A 16,152-nucleotide genomic window follows, 5' to 3' on the forward strand; every position below is an offset into this window, starting at 1 on the left:
GCCGTTCCGGCAGGAAAGCCACCTACTCGACGACGACGTCGACCTGAAGCATCACGCCACACCCCGGACAGGCGTGTTCCCGGAGCCGGACGTCCGGTTCCTCCTCCCGTTCCTGAACGAACAGCGACAGCTCTTCGTACCGCTCCTCGATCGGCGAGTCGTTCGTGGCAGTGTACGCGAGCCACTCCTCGTCGTCGGGCCCGCCGTAGGGCGCGAACACCTCCTCGCACTCCGAACACTGGAGGTACGCGTCCTCGACGACGTCCACGTAGCGGTGGAACTCTGTCCGGGCGGAGACCGACGCGGGTTCGTCCGCCAGCGTCCGGTCGGCCCCCCACGAGGTTCGTTCGTCGCGCATCGCCCGGCGCCGTTCGCGGGACTGCTCCTCGTCGACCCGGCCGTCCGAGACGACGACCCCGTAGGTGTTCTCGGCCTGCGCTTCGGAGACGTACCCGTCACGGAGGTCGGAGGCGACCCGATCGAGGTCCCGCTCGAGCGGATCACCGAGCCCGCTGCCGCCGCCGAGCCGGTTGGCGAACACCGTGTCGGCGTCGATCGGGATACCGACGTCCTTGGCGGGAAGCTGCTCGTGTTCGCCGCCGAGGTCCGCGAGGTCGTCGGGGAGTTCGTTCCGGTCGAGAGCCGCCCGCACGTTCGATCCCTGCACGGTTTCGAAGACTGTCGTTCCCGGCGGATAGCCGCCCATGAGACCCTCGGTTGGTACCTGTGTAGTCGCCGACGTGACGGTCTCTTTGCCCTGTTCGGACCCGTGCAGCAGCCACGCGTACTCGATGCCCTGGCCGCCCCGGTACTCGCCGGGACCGCTCGAGTTGCGGTTGAGCCGCCGCCACAGGTAGAGAACCGGATGGTCGGCCTCGTTCGTCTCGATGTTCGGGATGCCCGCGTTGATCTGCGTGCTCGATGCGCCGCCGGAGTCCTGTCCATCGTGGACCGCAGTCGCACCGCCACCGGCACCACCCCCGTGCATGTCTAGGAAGACATCCGGTTCGCCGAACTGGTTCATCCCGAAATAAATCGCCGCGGGGAACGTCTCGTGGAACGGCGCGCAGGCGTGCTCGCGGACGAACTCGCTGTCCGACTGCCGCATCACGCGAGCGATCAGGTTGTGGACCGCTGCGAGCACGGCGAGCCCCGTCTCCATGTGCCCGGACGACGTCGGCGCCGGCTCTACCGGGTTCGTGATCGTTCCCTCGGGGGCCTCGATCTCGAACGGCTCGAACATCCCCTCGGTGACGGGGACCTCCGGGGCGAGCTGGTTCGCGATGGGCGTGAACGCGGTTCCCGTGGTGGCGCCGATCCCCGCGTTGATGAACCCGGGGGCCTGCTCGTCCGAGCCCGAAAAGTCGATCGTCAGCTCGTCGCCGTCGACGGTCAACGTCGCATCGACCTCGTACAGTTCGTTCTCGTGACCGTCGTGCTCGACGTACTCGGTGTTGCGGTAGGTGCCGTCGGGGAGTTCCTCGATCCGCTTGCGCAGCGCCTGCTCGCTCAGTCGCTTGTTCACATCCAGGTAGTGTTCGAACGTCTCGAGCCCGAACTCCGCGATGGTGTCCGTCAGTCGCTCCTCACACCGGTTGTTGGCCGCTATCAGCGCGCGGATGTCGTTGAACACCCGGATCGGGATTCGAACGTTGGTCGTAATCGTCCGCTGGATGTCCTCGCGAATCTCGCCGTCCTCGACGATCTTGACGCCTGGCCACCGGATGGCCTCGGCGTACGTCTCTTCAGCCTGCGGAGCGAAACCCCCCGGAGCGACGCCGCCGATGTCCAGGAGGTGTGACTCGGCCCAGCACCAGGCGACGAGTTCGTCCTCGTGGAAGATCGGTTTGACGATGCCGGTGTCCGGCTGGTGGGCGACACCCGTCCGGAACGGGTCGTTGCAGATGTACTGATCGCCAGGCTGAACGTCGTCCTGGTTCTCTATGATGTACTCGACCGCTAGCCGTGCGGGAGCGGCGTGCTCCATCAGGTACCCGGAGTAGCCGATGATCTCGCCGTCCGCGTCGGCCACGAACGTCGAGAAGTCCATCGACTCGGTGATGACCGGGTTCCCCGACGTCTGTATCATCACGGTCCCCATCTCGTTGGCGATGTTGTACAGCCGACTGCGGAGGATCTCGGCGAGAACCGGATCGTACTCCTCGTCTATGGATATCGATTCGCCCGCGGTGCCGCCGTGACTCGTGCTCCGGGTCGTACCGGATCGTGGTGTCTTGCTCATTGGTCATACCTCCCCGAGACGGGTGACCGCGTGGCGGTCCGTCTCGGCCTCCGTCCGCGAGAGCGCGTAGTTGTAGTACCTGTCCACCGACATCTCGAACCCGTCCGGCACGAACACCGTCGTCGTGTCCTCCTCGATGATCGCGGGCCCGACGACCGACGATCCAGGGGGGACCGCACCGGGATCGTACACGTCGACCTCCCGCCGATCACGCTCGAAGGGGAGGTACACCTCGCGCGAACGGGAGGGAGGTGGGCTCTCTCCGCCGGTCAGTTCCTGTTCTTTCAGCGACCGCTTGGAGACGGTGCTGGTGCCGGTGACCCGCACCCCGCGCAACACTATCGGCGACTCCACCCACGCCGTTCCCGGGCCGTACTCCTCCTCGTAGAGGTCCGGGAACCGCGACTGGATGTCCTCCATGTCCGCCTCGGTCAGGTCGCCGTCGGGGAGCGTCACCGGATAGTCGAACAGCTGTCCCTTGAACTTGAACCGTCCCTGCCGTTCGATCTCTATCTCGTCCTCCTCGAACCCGGCCGCCGTGAGCCGGTCGCGGATCCGGGTCTCGGTTTCCTCGAGCGCCTCGTTGACCCGGTCGACCGGCTCGCCCGGGTTCCAGAACAGCGACTCGCTGTAGGTACGCATGTCGTCGGCCTGGAGGAGCCCGTAGGCGGAAAAGATGGACGCGGTGTTGGGGATGACGATCTCGTCGATCCCCAGCGTCGAGCAGATGTCCGCCGCGAACATCGGCAGCGCACCGCCGTAGGAGAACATCGTGAACCCGGTCGGGTCACGGCCCTCCTGGACGGTGACGCTCCGGACGGCGTTGCTCATGGAGTTGATCGCTATACTGTAGATCGCGGCAGCGGCGTCCTCGACGCTCCGACCGAGCGGTTCGGCCACGTTCTCCCGGAGCGCGCTCTCGGCGGCCTCGACGTCCAGCTGGCGGCGGCCACCGAGGAACGCGTTCGGGCGGATCAACCCGAGCACCAGCGCCGCATCGGTCAGCGTCGGGTCCGTTCCCCCCTGGCCGTAGCAGGCCGGGCCGGGATCGGCGCCGACGCTCATCGGACCGATCTGCGGCGCGCCTCGCTCGTCGACCCAGGCGATAGAGCCGCCCCCGGCGCCGATGGTGTGGGTGTCGACTTTCATTATCCCGGTCTGTATCTCGCGAACGACCTCCATCTGCTCGGTGATCGGCAACTCGTCGTCCTCGATGATCGAACACTCGAAGCTCGTTCCGCCCATGTCGGCTGCGATGACGTTCTCGACGTCCAACTGCCGCCCGAGTTCGCGCGATCCGATCACTCCTCCGACCGGGCCCGAGTCCGTGAGCTGGATCGGGGTCTCCTTGGCCTCCGCCGGCGTCGTACTCCCGCCGGCGGCCTGCATGAGCGAGATGACCGACGTGTCGAGCCCCATCTCCCCGAGTTCCCGTTCCATCTCGTCGACGTATTCGGCGACGTCCGGCGCCGTGTACGCGTTGAGCGCCGTGGCCACCATCCGTTCGTACTCCTGGACCTTCGGGTAGACGTCCGCCGACGCGGTCACGTACAGGTCCGGATAGAGGTCCTCGATCAGTTCCTTCGTTCGGACCTCGTGGTCCGGGTTCTGGAAGCTCCAGAGGTAACATGTGGCGATCGCCTCAACCCCCTCGTTCTCGACGAGATCGCGCGCCGCTTCTTCGACCGCCTCCTCGTCGAGTTCGACCACGACGTTCCCCTCGTAGTCGACCCGTTCCGGAATCCCCCTGATGCAGTTCCGGGAGACGATGTCCGGAACGTTCACCTGTTCGATCGGGTCACGTTCCGGACCCCGCGGGGAGCGTGCGATCCTGAGTGTGTCGCGGAACCCCGCCGTGGTCAACAGCCCGACGTTCGCCCCGTCGAGTTCGACGATGTCGTTGGTGACGATCGTGGTGCCGTTGACGAAGCGCTCGGTGTCGGCCAGCAGTTCGCCCGGCGGTATCCCGACCTCGTCGGCGACGCCGAGAACGGCGTTTCTCACCCCCTCGACCAGGTTCTCGGGCACCGTGTCCGTTTTGTGCTGCCACTCTACTCCGTTTTCGTCGAGTACGATGATGTCGGTGAACGTCCCACCGATGTCGCAACCGATTCTGTATGGCATGCTATGACATGGCTAGATATATTCCTCTCTATTAAAAATTACCACGCCGCGTCGCGGGCGGTTCCGGAGTAGTTTGCGGGCGTTCGTAACGACCTACCGGACGACGCCGTCCTCACGGAGACGTGCGAGTTCGTCGTCGGTGTAGCCGGCCTCCCGGAGCACGTCGTCCGTGTGTTCGCCGTGTTCAGGTGCCGGCCCCTCGGCACCCGGGACACCCTCGGATCCCCGTACCGGCGATCCGACCCGTGGGGCTCCGTCCTCAACGACCATGTCCCTCGCGTCGATCTGGGGGTGCTCGAGGGCCTCCGAGACGGTGTTGACGGCCGCGAACATGGTCTCCTCGCCGCCGATCTCGGCTTCCCACTCGTCGCGGGTCTTCGCGGCGAACACCTCCTCGATCGCCTCGCGGACGGCCGCACGCTCGTCGGCCGACTCGGACATGTGCTTGTCGAGGAGGTCCTCGCGGCCGACGCGCTCGCAGAACTCCTTCCAGAACTTCGGCTCCAGCGCCGCCAGCGTCACGTACCGTCCGTCCGCCGTCTCGTAGACGCCGTAACAGGGATACTTCCCCGTCAGTCGCGTCTCGCCCGGCGCCACGTCCCGACCAGCCAGTACCTCCGGCGCCAGCGCCTGCGAGAACGAGACCACGGCGTCGGTCATCGAGACGTCGATGTACTCGCCGCCGGTACCGCCCAGTTCTCGGGACACGACGCCGCTGATCATCGAGAACGCGGCGAACAGCCCGCCGCTCATGTCGCCGACGGGGATTCCCGGGATCCGGGGCTTTTCGTCGCGGTCGCGGCGCGTCATATCCAACAGCCCGGCCGTCGCCGCGTAGTTCAGGTCGTGGCCGACCCGGTCGCGGTACGGCCCGTTCTGTCCGTACCCCGACAGCGAACAGTAGACGATCTCGTCGTTGTACTCTTGGACCGCCTCGTAGTCGACGCCCAGCCGTTCGACGACGCCGGGTCGGAACTGTTCGAAGACCACGTCCGCGTCCTCGACCAGTTCGAAGAACACCTCCCGTCCGTCCTCCGAACTCAGATCCAGGCTGACGCTTCGTTTGCCACGGTTGATCGCGTCGTAAATGAGGCCGAACCCCTCGTCGGTCGTCGGCGGGGTGTGACGGGCGTAATCACCCATCTCGGTGTCCTCGATCTTTATGACGTCGGCCCCGGCCTCGGCCAGCAGGTGCGTGGCGTACGGTCCCGGGAGCAGTCGGCTGAGGTCGAGTACGCGGACGTTGTCCAGGCGCATACACGCAATTCCGGATACGGATCTAATAAAGTCACCGTCGTTCGGGGGCGACAGTGCGCCCGGTTCGTCGGTCAGACGAGTTCGTCGACGACGGCCCCCAGTCGGTCGCTCCGTTGGTATTCGGCCGGGAGGTCCAGCGGCGAGATGCTGATCCGGCCTTCGGCGACCGCCCGGAGGTCCGACCCCGGCGGGTCGACCTGGTCGCCGTATCCGAACCGTTCGAGGCTATCGAACCGGAGCCGGAACTCGCCGTCGGTCACCTCCGCGTCCATGCCGTACTTCGGCGTCGGTCGGGTCATCTCAATGGACTTAATCGGCCGATCCGGTCGTGGACTGTTCACGTTCAGGTAGTCGATCTCCTCGAAGGCGCCCGCATCCAGCGTCCGTTCCACGAGGTCGGCCACGACCCGGGCGGCCCGCTCGAAGGTCTCTTCGGTGATCGTTCGATCGTAGTTGATGGTGTTGACCGACGTGGCCACGGCCGGAACGCCCGCGTAGGCGGCCTCCATGGCGGCACTCGTCGTTCCCGACCGCGAGAGGGTGTCGTGGCCGACGTTCGGGCCCGGATTACAGCCCGCGACGACGACGTCCGGCGGTTCGTCGAGCGCGTGGATGCCGAGCATTACACAGTCACAGGGCGTCCCGTCGACGGCGTACCCGAGGTCGTGTTCTCGGTGCGGGACCGTACACGAAAACCGGCCTGTGGTGACGTCCACGCCGTTTTCGCCTCGTTCCTGGTGTCCCCTCCCCCGGCCGACCGAGACCGCCCGGCCGATCCCGCTTTGCCCGGTCGCGGGTGCGACGACGGTGACGTCCCCGAGCGACGAGAGCGCCTCGTAGAGCGCAACGAGTCCCGGACTCTCGATTCCGTCGTCGTTCGTCAGCACGATCTGCAGGCCTTCGTTGGTCATTCTTTCCGTCCGTCTTCCGATAGCGACAGGCGGGTTATAAATCTACACCGGATACCGACACTCCTCGTCGGCTTCACGCCGTCTCGAAGCCACCGTCGGCGCGCTCGGATCGGCTGCGCTCCGGGCCGAAAGCCGGGGACCAAACGTTTTATTGTCGTCGGGAGCCGGTTCAGATACATGGTATCGCATGACAAACTCCTCACTGAAGGAGCACGACCACGATGGTCCTGATCGACGGATACGGGGGGTACGTCCCGCTGTATCGCATCGAGCGCGACGAGATTTACTCCCAGTACGGTGGCTCGGGATCCGGCGAGAGCGCCGTCCCCGGCCACGACGAGAACCACGTCACGATGGCCAGCGAGGCGGCCGGGGTCGCGCTGGATCGAGCCGGCGTGAGCGCCGAGGATCTCGGTGCCGTCTGTACGGCGAGTATCACCGACCCGTTCGCGGAACACGGCATCGCCGCCAATGTGGCGTTTCGGCTCGGTGCCCCGCAGTCCGTTCGGACCGGCGACTTCCGGTCGACGGGACGGGCTGCGACGGACGCGCTGTGTTTCGCCCGACAGTTCGTCGCCGCGACCGACGAGCCGGCACTCGTCGTCGGCGTCGACGTCATGCCCGCCGAACCGGACAGCGAGGACGAACCGTACGCGGGTGCGGGCGCCGGGGCAGTCGTGTTGCGGACCGATGCGGACGATCCGGGCGGTCGGATCGACGCCGTCGGGCAGAGCACCACCGGATTCGTCGAACGGCACCGGCTCCACGACGAACCCGCCGTTCACGGCGACGGCGCCTTCGAGGGCGAGTACGGCTTCGGCGAGGCCATAGAGTCGGCCACCGGGTCGGCACTCGCCGAGACCGACGTCGAGTTCGATCACGCCATCGTTACGGCGTCCGACCACAGGATGGCGCGCGGCGCCGTCGAGTCGGTGCCGGGAGAGGTGTCCATGGTTTCGACGTTCGACGACGTGGGCTACGCCGGGACGGCATCGTTCTTCCTCGATCTGGCGTCGTTACTCGAGACCGCATCAGCCGGTGACGGCGCCGTCGCGGCGGCCTACGGCGCCGGCGGTGCGGACGTGGTCGTACTCGAAACCGACGACGGCGTCGGAGCCGAGGGATCGACCGTCGCCGCCCAGATCGATGCCAAGGAGTACGTCTCCTACGGGAAGCATCTGCAGTACCGCGAACGGACCGAATACCAGGGAGCATCAGGAGTATGAGCGGACCACGCTACCGACGGACGAGAGAACAGGACCAGCGCCTCGTGGCGTTCGAGTGCCAGGAATGCGGCTGGGTATCGTACCCCGAGGAGAAACGAACGTGCAAGAAGTGCGCGGCGGCACCGGCGACCTACGAGCGCGTGCAACTACAGGAGCAGGGCGAGGTGCTGTCCTTCGTCGAACAGGTGTACCTCCCCGACGACTTCGAGTCGCCGCAGTTGCTCGGGATGATCGACATCCCGCAGGTGGGTGACGGGGAGCCCGCCCGGGTCTACGGGCTGTTCACCGAGACCGAGCGAGAAGAGATCGAGGTCGGCAGCCAGGTCGACGCACGCTTCCGGGAGCTGTTCGACGACGGTGACCGTCCGATCAACTCCTTCAAGTTCAGCGTTCCGCGGGAGGAGAAAGCATGACACGGGACGCCTACGTGGTCGGGGCGGGCATGGTCGACTTCGGGACGCGCTACGGGGACTCCTTCGACGACCTCCTCGAGGAAGCGTACCTCTCGCTGCTGGACGACGTGGACAAGGGCGTCGATCCGAGAGCGGACATCGACGCGATCTGGTACGGGAGCGTCGACCTGGCCGAGGAGGGCCACTCCGGGGCCACCGTCGGGCACGCGACCGGACTGTTCGAGAAGCCCGCCACGCAGGTTGTCAACGCGTGTGCGACCGGAAGCGACTCGTTCCGGAACGCCACGATCGCGGTCGAGGGCGGCCGGGCGGACGTCGCGCTGGTGATCGGCGGCGAGAAGATGACGGACGACACGGGCGGCCTCATCGAACTCGCCGCGGAGGAGCGCGTCTGGCGCGGCCGCGGCGTGACGATGCCCGCCTTCTTCGGGATGCGAGCGACCCGGCACATGGAGGAGTACGGGACCACCCGCGAGCAGATCTCGGAGGTCAGCGTCAAGAACCACGCAAACGGGGCGAAGTACCCGCACGCCCACTACCAGTTCGAGTGCTCCGTCGACGACGTCGAGAACTCGCCGACCGTCAGCTACCCGCTGAACCTCTACGACTGCTGTCCGATAACCGACGGCGCCAGCGCCGTACTGGTCGTCAGCGAGGATCGGGTCGACGAGTTCACCGACGACCCCGTTCGCGTCGCCGCGACCAGCCTCTCGACCGACTCCTTCCAGCGGGCCGGGGACACGGCGCTGACGCACTTCCCCGCGACCCGGAACGCCTCCAGCGGCGCCTACGAGTCCGCGGGGATCAGCCCCGAGGACGTCGACGTCGCCGAGGTCCACGACTGCTTCTCGATCGCCGAGCTGATCACCTACGAGGACCTCGGGTTCTGCAAGGAAGGCGAGGGCGGCCAGTTCGCCGCCGAGGGCAAGAGCCGCCTCGACGGCGAGGTGGCGGTCAATCCCAGCGGCGGCCTGCTGTCGAAGGGCCACCCCATCGGGGCCACGGGCGTCGCACAGATCTCCGAGATCTACGAACAGCTCCGCGGGGAGGCCGGCGACATCCAGGTGGATGACGCGGAGGTCGGCCTCCAGCACAACCTCGGGATCGGGCGCAACTCGACCGGCTCGGTCAGCTGTGTGACGGTCCTCGAGCGGCCCTGACTCGGCTCGGTTCCTCTGGTCCTCTTTCATCGGTTCGAGTGCGCACCCGACGGTGGATCACGCCCCGCTCGAACCGGTCGGCTGCTACTGTTCGAGTATCCGATCGGCGATGACGTTCCGCTGTATCTCGCTGGTTCCCTCGCCGATGGTGAGGAGTTTGGCGTCCCGATAGTACCGCTCGACCGGGTACTCCTTCGTGTATCCGACGCCGCCGTGGATCTGTACGGCCTCCGAACAGACCTCCTCGCAGACCTCGCTGGCGTACAGTTTCGCCATCGCTGCCGCCTGTCTCGTCGAGTCGTCGCGGTCGGCTCGTGCCGCCAGGTTCCTCGACAGCAGCCGGGCCGCCTCGATCTTCGTCGCCATGTCGGCGAGCTTGTGCCGGATCGCCTGGAACTCGCCGATCGGCCGATCGAACTGCTCTCGCGTTCGGGCGTAGTCGCGGGCGGCCTCGTAGGCGGCCCTGGCGATCCCGACGCAGCGTGCGCTGACGTTTATCCGGCCGACGACGAGCGCCTTCATCGCCTGGACGAACCCCTCGTTCACGTCACCGATGACGTTCTCCTCGGGAACGCGTAGCCCGTCGTAGTGGACGTCGAAGGAACCGAGGCCGTTCAGCCCCATCGTCTCCCACTTCTGGCCGATCTCGAGCCCCTCGCTGTCCGTCTCGACGAAGAACGCCGTGATGTCGTGATACCGTTCGCCGTCGGGGTCGGTCTTGCCGAACGTGAGGAGGTAATCGGCGTTGTCGACGTTCGTTATCAGCCGCTTCGTGCCGTCGAGGACGTACTCGTCGCCCCGCTTTTCGGCCGTCGTCTCCATCGAGGCGTTGTCGCTACCGGCGTTCGGTTCCGTCAACCCGAACGCCCCGAGCGATTCGCCGGCAGCCATCGACGGGAGGACCCGCTCTTTCAGCGGATCGCGGCCGTACTGGTACAACATGTACGAGGAGATGACGTGTACGTTCAGCGCGCTGGCGACGGCGTGAAGGCCGCGGGCGAACTCCTCGACCGCCAGCGCGTAGCTCGTGAAATCCATGTCCGAGCCGCCGTACTCCTCCGGGAGGAGCATTCCGAGATACCCGAGGTCGGCCATCTCGTCGAGTATCCCCAGCGGGGGCCGGTCCTCCCGGTCTATCTCCTCGGCTCTCGGAACGATGGTTTCGTCCGTGAACGTCTCGGCGGCGTCACGGACCCGTTCTTGCTCTTCGGACAGTTGCATCGTGGGGAACGACACTGGAGTCCGACTCCTAAGGGTTTGCGGTCACTGAGGCCGGCTCCCGTTCGGGCGAGACGACCGTTCGACGGGACGGCACCGGCCGAGGGTATCGTTTTATAACCTTCTGCCCCGAGAGGTCCACCCATGCGAACCGAAAGTACGGCAGAGAAGATCGACTTCGAGGGGCAGGTTGCGGCAGTTACGGGCGGCGCACGCGGTATCGGCAGGGGCGTCTGTGAGGCGTTCGCCGCGCTCGGTGGCGACGTCGCAGTCGTCGACATCGACGAGGGGAAGGCCGCCGAGACCGCCTCCGAGATCGGTACCGAGTACGGCGTCGAGGCGGCCGCCGTGGAGTGCAACGTCAAGGAGTACGAGCAGGCCGAAGCGATGGTAGAGACGGTCCTCGAGGAACTGGGACGGCTGGACGTGCTCGTGAACAACGCGGGCGGTGGACTGACCGAACCGTTCGCCGAGACCGACCCGGCCGACTGGGATCACGTAATCGACCTCTGTTACTACGGCACGCTGAACTGCAGCCACGCAGCGTTGCCACACATGACCGATCGGGGGTCGGGCGCCATCATCAACTTCGCCAGCGACTCCTACAAGGGGAACGACCCCGGGCTCTCGATATACGGCGGCGTCAAGGCGGCGAACGTCTCGGCGACGAGTACGATCGCAAAGGAGGTGGGAGAACACGGCGTCCGTGTCAACTGCGTCTCCCCCGGGACGACCCGAACGCCGGCGACGGAAGACTGGCTCGACGAGTACGGCGATTCGGTCGTCGACGCCTACGCCTTGGATCGGCTCGGCGAGCCCGAGGACATCGCCGACGCGGTCGTCTTCCTCGCCAGCGACGCCGCCGACTGGATCACCGGGCAGGTGCTGAGCGTCAACGGCGGCTACATCCGGGGCTGACGCTGACGTCGCCGGGGACGGTCCGACTCCCCGTGTCGCGTCCTCCGCTCACTTCTCGAACGGGGCATCCGGGCTCTCGATCGTACCCCGCTCGTGGAACACCGCTATCTCGTCGTCCGAGAAGTCGAGGGAGCGAAGGACCGCCTCCGTGTGCTCGCCGACTTCGGGGAGGGGCCCCGGGGACCGTTCGGTCCCGTGCACCCGCAACGGCGTCGTCGAGACCGTCACTTTCTCCCCGTCGGTATCGTCGATCTCCGTGACGGTCCCGCGACGCCTGAGGTGTTCGTCCCGGTGGGCCTCGGGGACGGAGTTGACCTCCGAAACCGGGACGTCGTTGGCCAGCAGTACCGACATGAGTTCCTCCCGCGTGTACTGCCCGAACACCTCCTCGATCGCCGCGTACAGCGCGTCCCTGTGTTCCAGCCTGTCGTCGTCGGTCTCGAAGCGCGGGTCGTCGATCCACCCGGCCCGGTCGATGGCCTCGCAGAACCGCCGCCAGATTGGCTGGTAGGGGACGGAGAGGTACACCGGATCGTCCGCCGTCTCGAAGACGCCGACCGGGGCGTACCCGTCGTAGGTGTGGCCGCTTCGAACGGGCGACTCGCCCGTCTTGCTGTAGTGGGTGTACCAGTAGCCCATGAACGCCGCCGCCGTATCGACGAGCGACGCCTCGACGTGTCGTCCCTCGCCCGTCCGTTCGCGGGCGAAGAGGCCGACCACGATCCCGAGGGCCGCGACGAACCCCGTCGAGACGTCGATCACCGAGGAGCCGACTCTGGACGGTTTCCGGTCGGGTTCGCCCGTCACGTCCATCAGCCCCGACATGGCCTGGGCGAGCGGATCGAGCGCCGGACGGTCGCTGTACGGTCCGTCCTCGCCGAACCCCGTGACCGAACAGTAGACGATCCCCTCGTTGTACGACCGGACCGTCTCGTAGTCGTAGCCGAGTCGCTCTATCGTCTCGTTCCGGTAGTTGTGGACGAAGACGTCGACCTCCTCGATCAGTCGCCGGAGTATCCGGTCGCCGTCCTCGCTCTTCAGATCGACCGCGATCGATAGCTTGTCCCGACAGAGGTTGGGAAAGAAAGTTCCGCCGATCAGCCGCCGCTGTGCGCCGCCGCCCGGCGGTTCGACCGAGAGGACCTCCGCACCCAGCTCGGCGAGCGCCTGGGTGGCCGACGGGGCCGCGGCGCTCTGTGAGATGTCCAGTACGGTGATCCCGTCCAGCGGTGCTTCCATCGCTCCTTTCGGGTACGGGCCGCTCTCGTATTAATCACCGGGGGCACTCGCCGGTACCGTTCGGAGAGGACCGCGAACGTGGAGCTTGTGACGCCGAAAGCGCGAGGGCGCTCGGTGCTCCGTCGTTTCGACGACCGCGTATCCGAACACCGCCGGGACGACGGGGCCCGATACTTATTAGACGGCGGGTCGTCCCGGCGGTATGGGAAACCGATTCGAAACGGCCCTGTCGAGTCACGACGAACGCTCGATATCGGTCCGCGAGAAGGACCTCTCGACGGAGGTCATGGGCGAGATGGAATTCACGGCGGCGCTGTACTACCTCTGGACCGGCGACGTCCCGACCGCCGGCGAACGGCGGCTCCTCGATGCGGTGTTGTCGTCGCTGATGGTACACGGGACGACGCCGTCGGCGATCGCGAGTCGGCTCACGGCCATGTCGGAGCCCGACGCCGTACAGGCGGCGATAGCGAGCGGTATCCTCGGCGTCGGCTCCCAGTTCATCGGGACGATGAAGAACTGCTCGGAGGAGCTCCAGGCCGTCGTCAAGGCGGAAGACGGCGACGCCGCGATAACGGAGTTGGTGGCCGAGTACCAGCGGGACGGAACCCCGTTCCCGGGCATCGGACACCCGCACCTCGAACCGGTCGATCCGCGGGCGGAACGGCTGTTCGAACTGGCCGACACGGAGGGCGTCGCGGGGGATCACGTCGACGCCGTCCGGGACGTTCGAGAGGCGTTCGAGAACGCCACCGGCGAGGCCCTGCCGATAAACGCGACCGGGGCCATCGCGGCCGTGACCTCGGACCTGGGGATGTCCCCGACGGCGGCCCGGGGGCTCGCAGTGATCAGCCGGGCGACCGGCGTCACCGGGGAGGTCCTCGAAGAGCAGGAGAACCCGATGGCGGTCGACATCTGGCAGTACGTCGACGGGAACACCGAACCCCCGGCCGACGGGTGAGCCTCCCGGAGCCGAAGCCGTCCGACCTCAGAGGCCGACTTCCGACGCGATAGTCTCCAGTTGGATCTCGGAGGTCCCCTCCGGGATGCGGAGCAGGCGAGCGTACCGGAACACCCGCTGGATCGGGTACTCGTAGCTCAGCCCGTTCGCCCCGAACACCTGCACCGCGTTGTCGGCCGCCTCGAACAGCTTCTCGGTCGCGTAGTACTTGGCGATGGCGCTCTGTTTGGCCGGGTCCTCGCCCTGGTCGACGCGCCAGGCAGTCTTCAACACGAGGTTCTCCGCCGTCTCCTGCCAGGTAGCGATGTCGGCTATCATGCGGCGAACGTGCTGTCGCTTGCCGATGGGTTCGCCCCACGCCGTCCGCTGGGTGGCGTAGTCGACGACCTCCTCGAGGAGGTACGACATGAGGCCCGCACACCGGGCGGCTATCCGTAGCCGGCCCTCGTTGAGGAACCGCATCGCGTTGTAGAACCCCTCGCCCCGCTCGCCGATCAGGTGGGACTCCGGTACGCGACAGTTATCGAACTCGACTTCGGCCTGCATCCCGTCGTTGAACAGGGTCTGGTTGATGCGCTCGACCGAGAAGCCGGGGTTGTCCGTGTCGAACAGGAACGCCGACACGCGGTCCGGCCCCTCCTTTTCCGGATCGGTGACGGCGAACACCTGTCCGTAGTCGGCGTAGGGGCTGTTGGTTATCCACATCTTGGTGCCGTCGATGACCCACTCGTCGCCGTCCTTCTCGGCGGTCGTCGCCATGTCGAGGGCGTCCGATCCCGACGTGCTCTCCGTGAGAACGAAACACCCGCTCTTGCGGCCGGCGACCGCGGGAACGAGATACTCCTCTTTCAGCTCGTCGTCGAGTTCGAGCAACGTGGAGTGAGGGCCCGCCGCCCCCTCGATCACGTACATCTTCAGGCCGAGGCCCTTCGAGTAGAGGTGAAAGAGCACCCGAACCAGCTCTACCGCACTCGCGCCGCCGCCACCGACCGACTCGGGCATATCGATCCCGTAGTATCCCGCCTCGCCCGACTTCCGTCTGACGGTGTCGATGGCGTCGACGACCTCGTCCTTGAGCCGGCCGTCGTCTCGCAGCCGCCTGAAATCCGGGACGAGGAGGTCACGGTGGGCCTCCTCTATGGGCTCTACCTCCTGTTCGAGAAAGGAGTCCAGTCCGTCCTTGATGAGTCGCACGTCGGTCGTCTGACTGAAGTCGACCATGGGGCTCGAACACGCTAGACCGCCAAGTAGTTTGTTCCGATCGCGCGATTTCGGCCGTCTCGCACGCGTGAATGGATGTTACCACAACCTCTAAATATTCCGCGCTCACTATTCCGTGGTATGAGTTCCGTTGTCAAAGAGCCAAGTCCGGTCGAGGAGCATTACACGATCGACACGGACTTTCACCTCCAGATCGATCACGAACTGCTCTACGACTACGTCGAGGACGACTACCTGCGAAAGCGGCTGGAGTCCGACGGGACGCCGCCGATACCCTACATGGGCGGGAACCCGTTCTACAGCTGGGAGAGCCGGAAGTCGAAGGCGACGACGCAAGGCGCGGCAGTGACGAAAGAGGAGATCTCGGGCGTGATGGACGACTGGGGGCTCGACATCGCCACGGTGAGCCCGCTTCCGAACACCTTCATGGCGAACGGCCGGTACCCGCGGATCCAGAAGGCCTGTATCCGGGCGTATCACGAGTACCTCCTCGACAGGGTCGTCGATCCCGAGGCGGGCATCTACGCGCTGGCGATCGCCAACGACTTCGACGCCGAGTGGACGGCCGAGGAACTCGACCGGATCGGCGCCGAGGACGGCATCGTCGGGGCGACGAACTGGGTGAACAACGATCCGCCGATGGGTCTCGCCGAGAACGACGCCATCTGGGACGTACTGGACGCGCGGGACATGCCGATCGTCTTCCACCAGGGGTCGGGCGGCGGCCGGTGGGACCCCTACGAGAAGCACTACGAGTCGGCCGAACGGCTGATCTCCGGGCAGTTCTACCAGGTGTCGGGGAACATCATGAACATGATAATGACGGGCGTCTTCGACAAGTACCCCGACCTCGATGTCCTGATCCAGGAACAGGGGACCGCCTGGATACCGTACATGGCGAACCACGCCGATCAGCTGTACGAGGAGTACTCCGAGGACGTCGCACTGACCGAGCGGATGTACGCCGACCTCGAACAGCGGTCGCTGAAGCGGAACCCAAGCGAGTACCTCTACGACAACGTCTACGTGACGACACAGCCGATCGCGCTCCCCAGGCGGGGCGACCATGTCAAATCGGCCCTCGAGATCCGGCGGGCCAAGGAGATGTTCCTGTTCTCCACCGACTGGCCCCACTCGACGGTCGACACGCCCGACTGGGTCAACCACTCCCAGATCGACGACGACCTCCGGGAGCACATCCTCCACAAGAACGCCCAGGAAGTCTTCGACTACACGGCAGCCTGACTCTCTACACCTCGCAT

Annotated in this window: 13 protein-coding genes; 6 read left to right on the forward strand and 7 right to left on the reverse strand. The window is 66.1% G+C overall.

The genetic code is table 11. The features are described from left to right. Window positions 1–22: 22 nt before the first annotated feature. The 4 genes from NLF94_RS15340 to surE form a co-directional block, all read right to left on the reverse strand. The gene (locus tag NLF94_RS15340; protein WP_254838505.1) at window positions 23–2,242 is read right to left on the reverse strand and encodes a hydantoinase B/oxoprolinase family protein; all 2,220 of its coding nucleotides are present in this window, start codon (window positions 2,240–2,242) and stop codon (window positions 23–25) included. 3 nt (window positions 2,243–2,245) lie between these two features. Beyond that, window positions 2,246–4,366 (reverse strand): hydantoinase/oxoprolinase family protein, encoded by a 2,121-nt coding sequence (locus NLF94_RS15345; RefSeq protein ID WP_254838506.1) that lies wholly within the window; start codon window positions 4,364–4,366, stop codon window positions 2,246–2,248. 93 nt (window positions 4,367–4,459) lie between these two features. After that, window positions 4,460–5,623 (reverse strand): CaiB/BaiF CoA transferase family protein, encoded by a 1,164-nt coding sequence (locus NLF94_RS15350; protein WP_254838507.1) that lies wholly within the window; start codon window positions 5,621–5,623, stop codon window positions 4,460–4,462. Between the two features lie 71 nt (window positions 5,624–5,694). Further along, on the reverse strand, window positions 5,695–6,534 hold the full coding sequence (gene surE / locus NLF94_RS15355; protein WP_254838508.1) for a 5'/3'-nucleotidase SurE: 840 nt from the start codon (window positions 6,532–6,534) through the stop codon (window positions 5,695–5,697). A gap of 221 nt (window positions 6,535–6,755) precedes the next feature. Between surE and NLF94_RS15360 the strand changes: the two genes are divergently transcribed. Genes NLF94_RS15360 through NLF94_RS15370 form a run of 3 tightly spaced genes read left to right on the forward strand, consistent with a single transcriptional unit; the run spans window position 6,756 to window position 9,333 of the window. After that, window positions 6,756–7,760 carry a hypothetical protein gene (locus NLF94_RS15360; RefSeq protein ID WP_254838509.1) on the forward strand — a complete coding sequence of 335 codons (1,005 nt, stop codon included), beginning with the start codon at window positions 6,756–6,758 and terminating at the stop codon, window positions 7,758–7,760. Further along, entirely contained in the window at window positions 7,757–8,173 is a 417-nt protein-coding gene (locus NLF94_RS15365; protein WP_254838510.1) for a PhlB family protein, read from the forward strand. Before NLF94_RS15360 ends, NLF94_RS15365 begins: the two co-directional genes overlap by 4 nt. After that, a complete protein-coding gene (locus NLF94_RS15370) occupies window positions 8,170–9,333 on the forward strand; it encodes a thiolase C-terminal domain-containing protein (RefSeq protein WP_254838511.1) in 1,164 nt (387 codons plus the stop codon). Before NLF94_RS15365 ends, NLF94_RS15370 begins: the two co-directional genes overlap by 4 nt. Before the next feature lie 84 nt (window positions 9,334–9,417). Here the strand turns inward: NLF94_RS15370 and NLF94_RS15375 are convergent, their stop codons facing one another. Further along, window positions 9,418–10,554: an acyl-CoA dehydrogenase family protein gene (locus NLF94_RS15375; RefSeq protein WP_254838512.1), complete on the reverse strand. Its 1,137-nt coding sequence runs from the start codon at window positions 10,552–10,554 to the stop codon at window positions 9,418–9,420. Window positions 10,555–10,695: 141 nt separating this feature from the next. On the opposite strand from NLF94_RS15375, the gene NLF94_RS15380 reads away from it, so the two are divergent. After that, entirely contained in the window at window positions 10,696–11,469 is a 774-nt protein-coding gene (locus NLF94_RS15380) for an SDR family NAD(P)-dependent oxidoreductase (RefSeq protein ID WP_254838513.1), read from the forward strand. Between the two features lie 48 nt (window positions 11,470–11,517). Here NLF94_RS15380 and NLF94_RS15385 read toward each other — a convergent pair whose 3' ends face one another. Continuing rightward, window positions 11,518–12,708: a CaiB/BaiF CoA transferase family protein gene (locus tag NLF94_RS15385; protein ID WP_254838514.1), complete on the reverse strand. Its 1,191-nt coding sequence runs from the start codon at window positions 12,706–12,708 to the stop codon at window positions 11,518–11,520. Window positions 12,709–12,910: 202 nt separating this feature from the next. Between NLF94_RS15385 and NLF94_RS15390 the strand changes: the two genes are divergently transcribed. Further along, window positions 12,911–13,669, forward strand: a complete 759-nt coding sequence (locus NLF94_RS15390; protein WP_254838515.1) for a citryl-CoA lyase — start codon at window positions 12,911–12,913, stop codon at window positions 13,667–13,669. A gap of 27 nt (window positions 13,670–13,696) precedes the next feature. On the opposite strand, the gene NLF94_RS15395 is transcribed toward NLF94_RS15390, so the two are convergent. After that, complete coding sequence (locus tag NLF94_RS15395; RefSeq protein ID WP_254838516.1) at window positions 13,697–14,890, reverse strand: acyl-CoA dehydrogenase family protein; 1,194 nt, start codon at window positions 14,888–14,890, stop codon at window positions 13,697–13,699. A 120-nt stretch (window positions 14,891–15,010) separates the two neighbouring features. Between NLF94_RS15395 and NLF94_RS15400 the strand changes: the two genes are divergently transcribed. Further along, window positions 15,011–16,135, forward strand: a complete 1,125-nt coding sequence (locus NLF94_RS15400) for an amidohydrolase family protein (RefSeq protein ID WP_254838517.1) — start codon at window positions 15,011–15,013, stop codon at window positions 16,133–16,135. Window positions 16,136–16,152 lie beyond the last annotated feature (17 nt).

Source organism: Natronomonas marina (assembly GCF_024298905.1).
In the GTDB taxonomy this organism is placed as follows: Archaea; Halobacteriota; Halobacteria; order Halobacteriales; family Haloarculaceae; genus Natronomonas; species Natronomonas marina.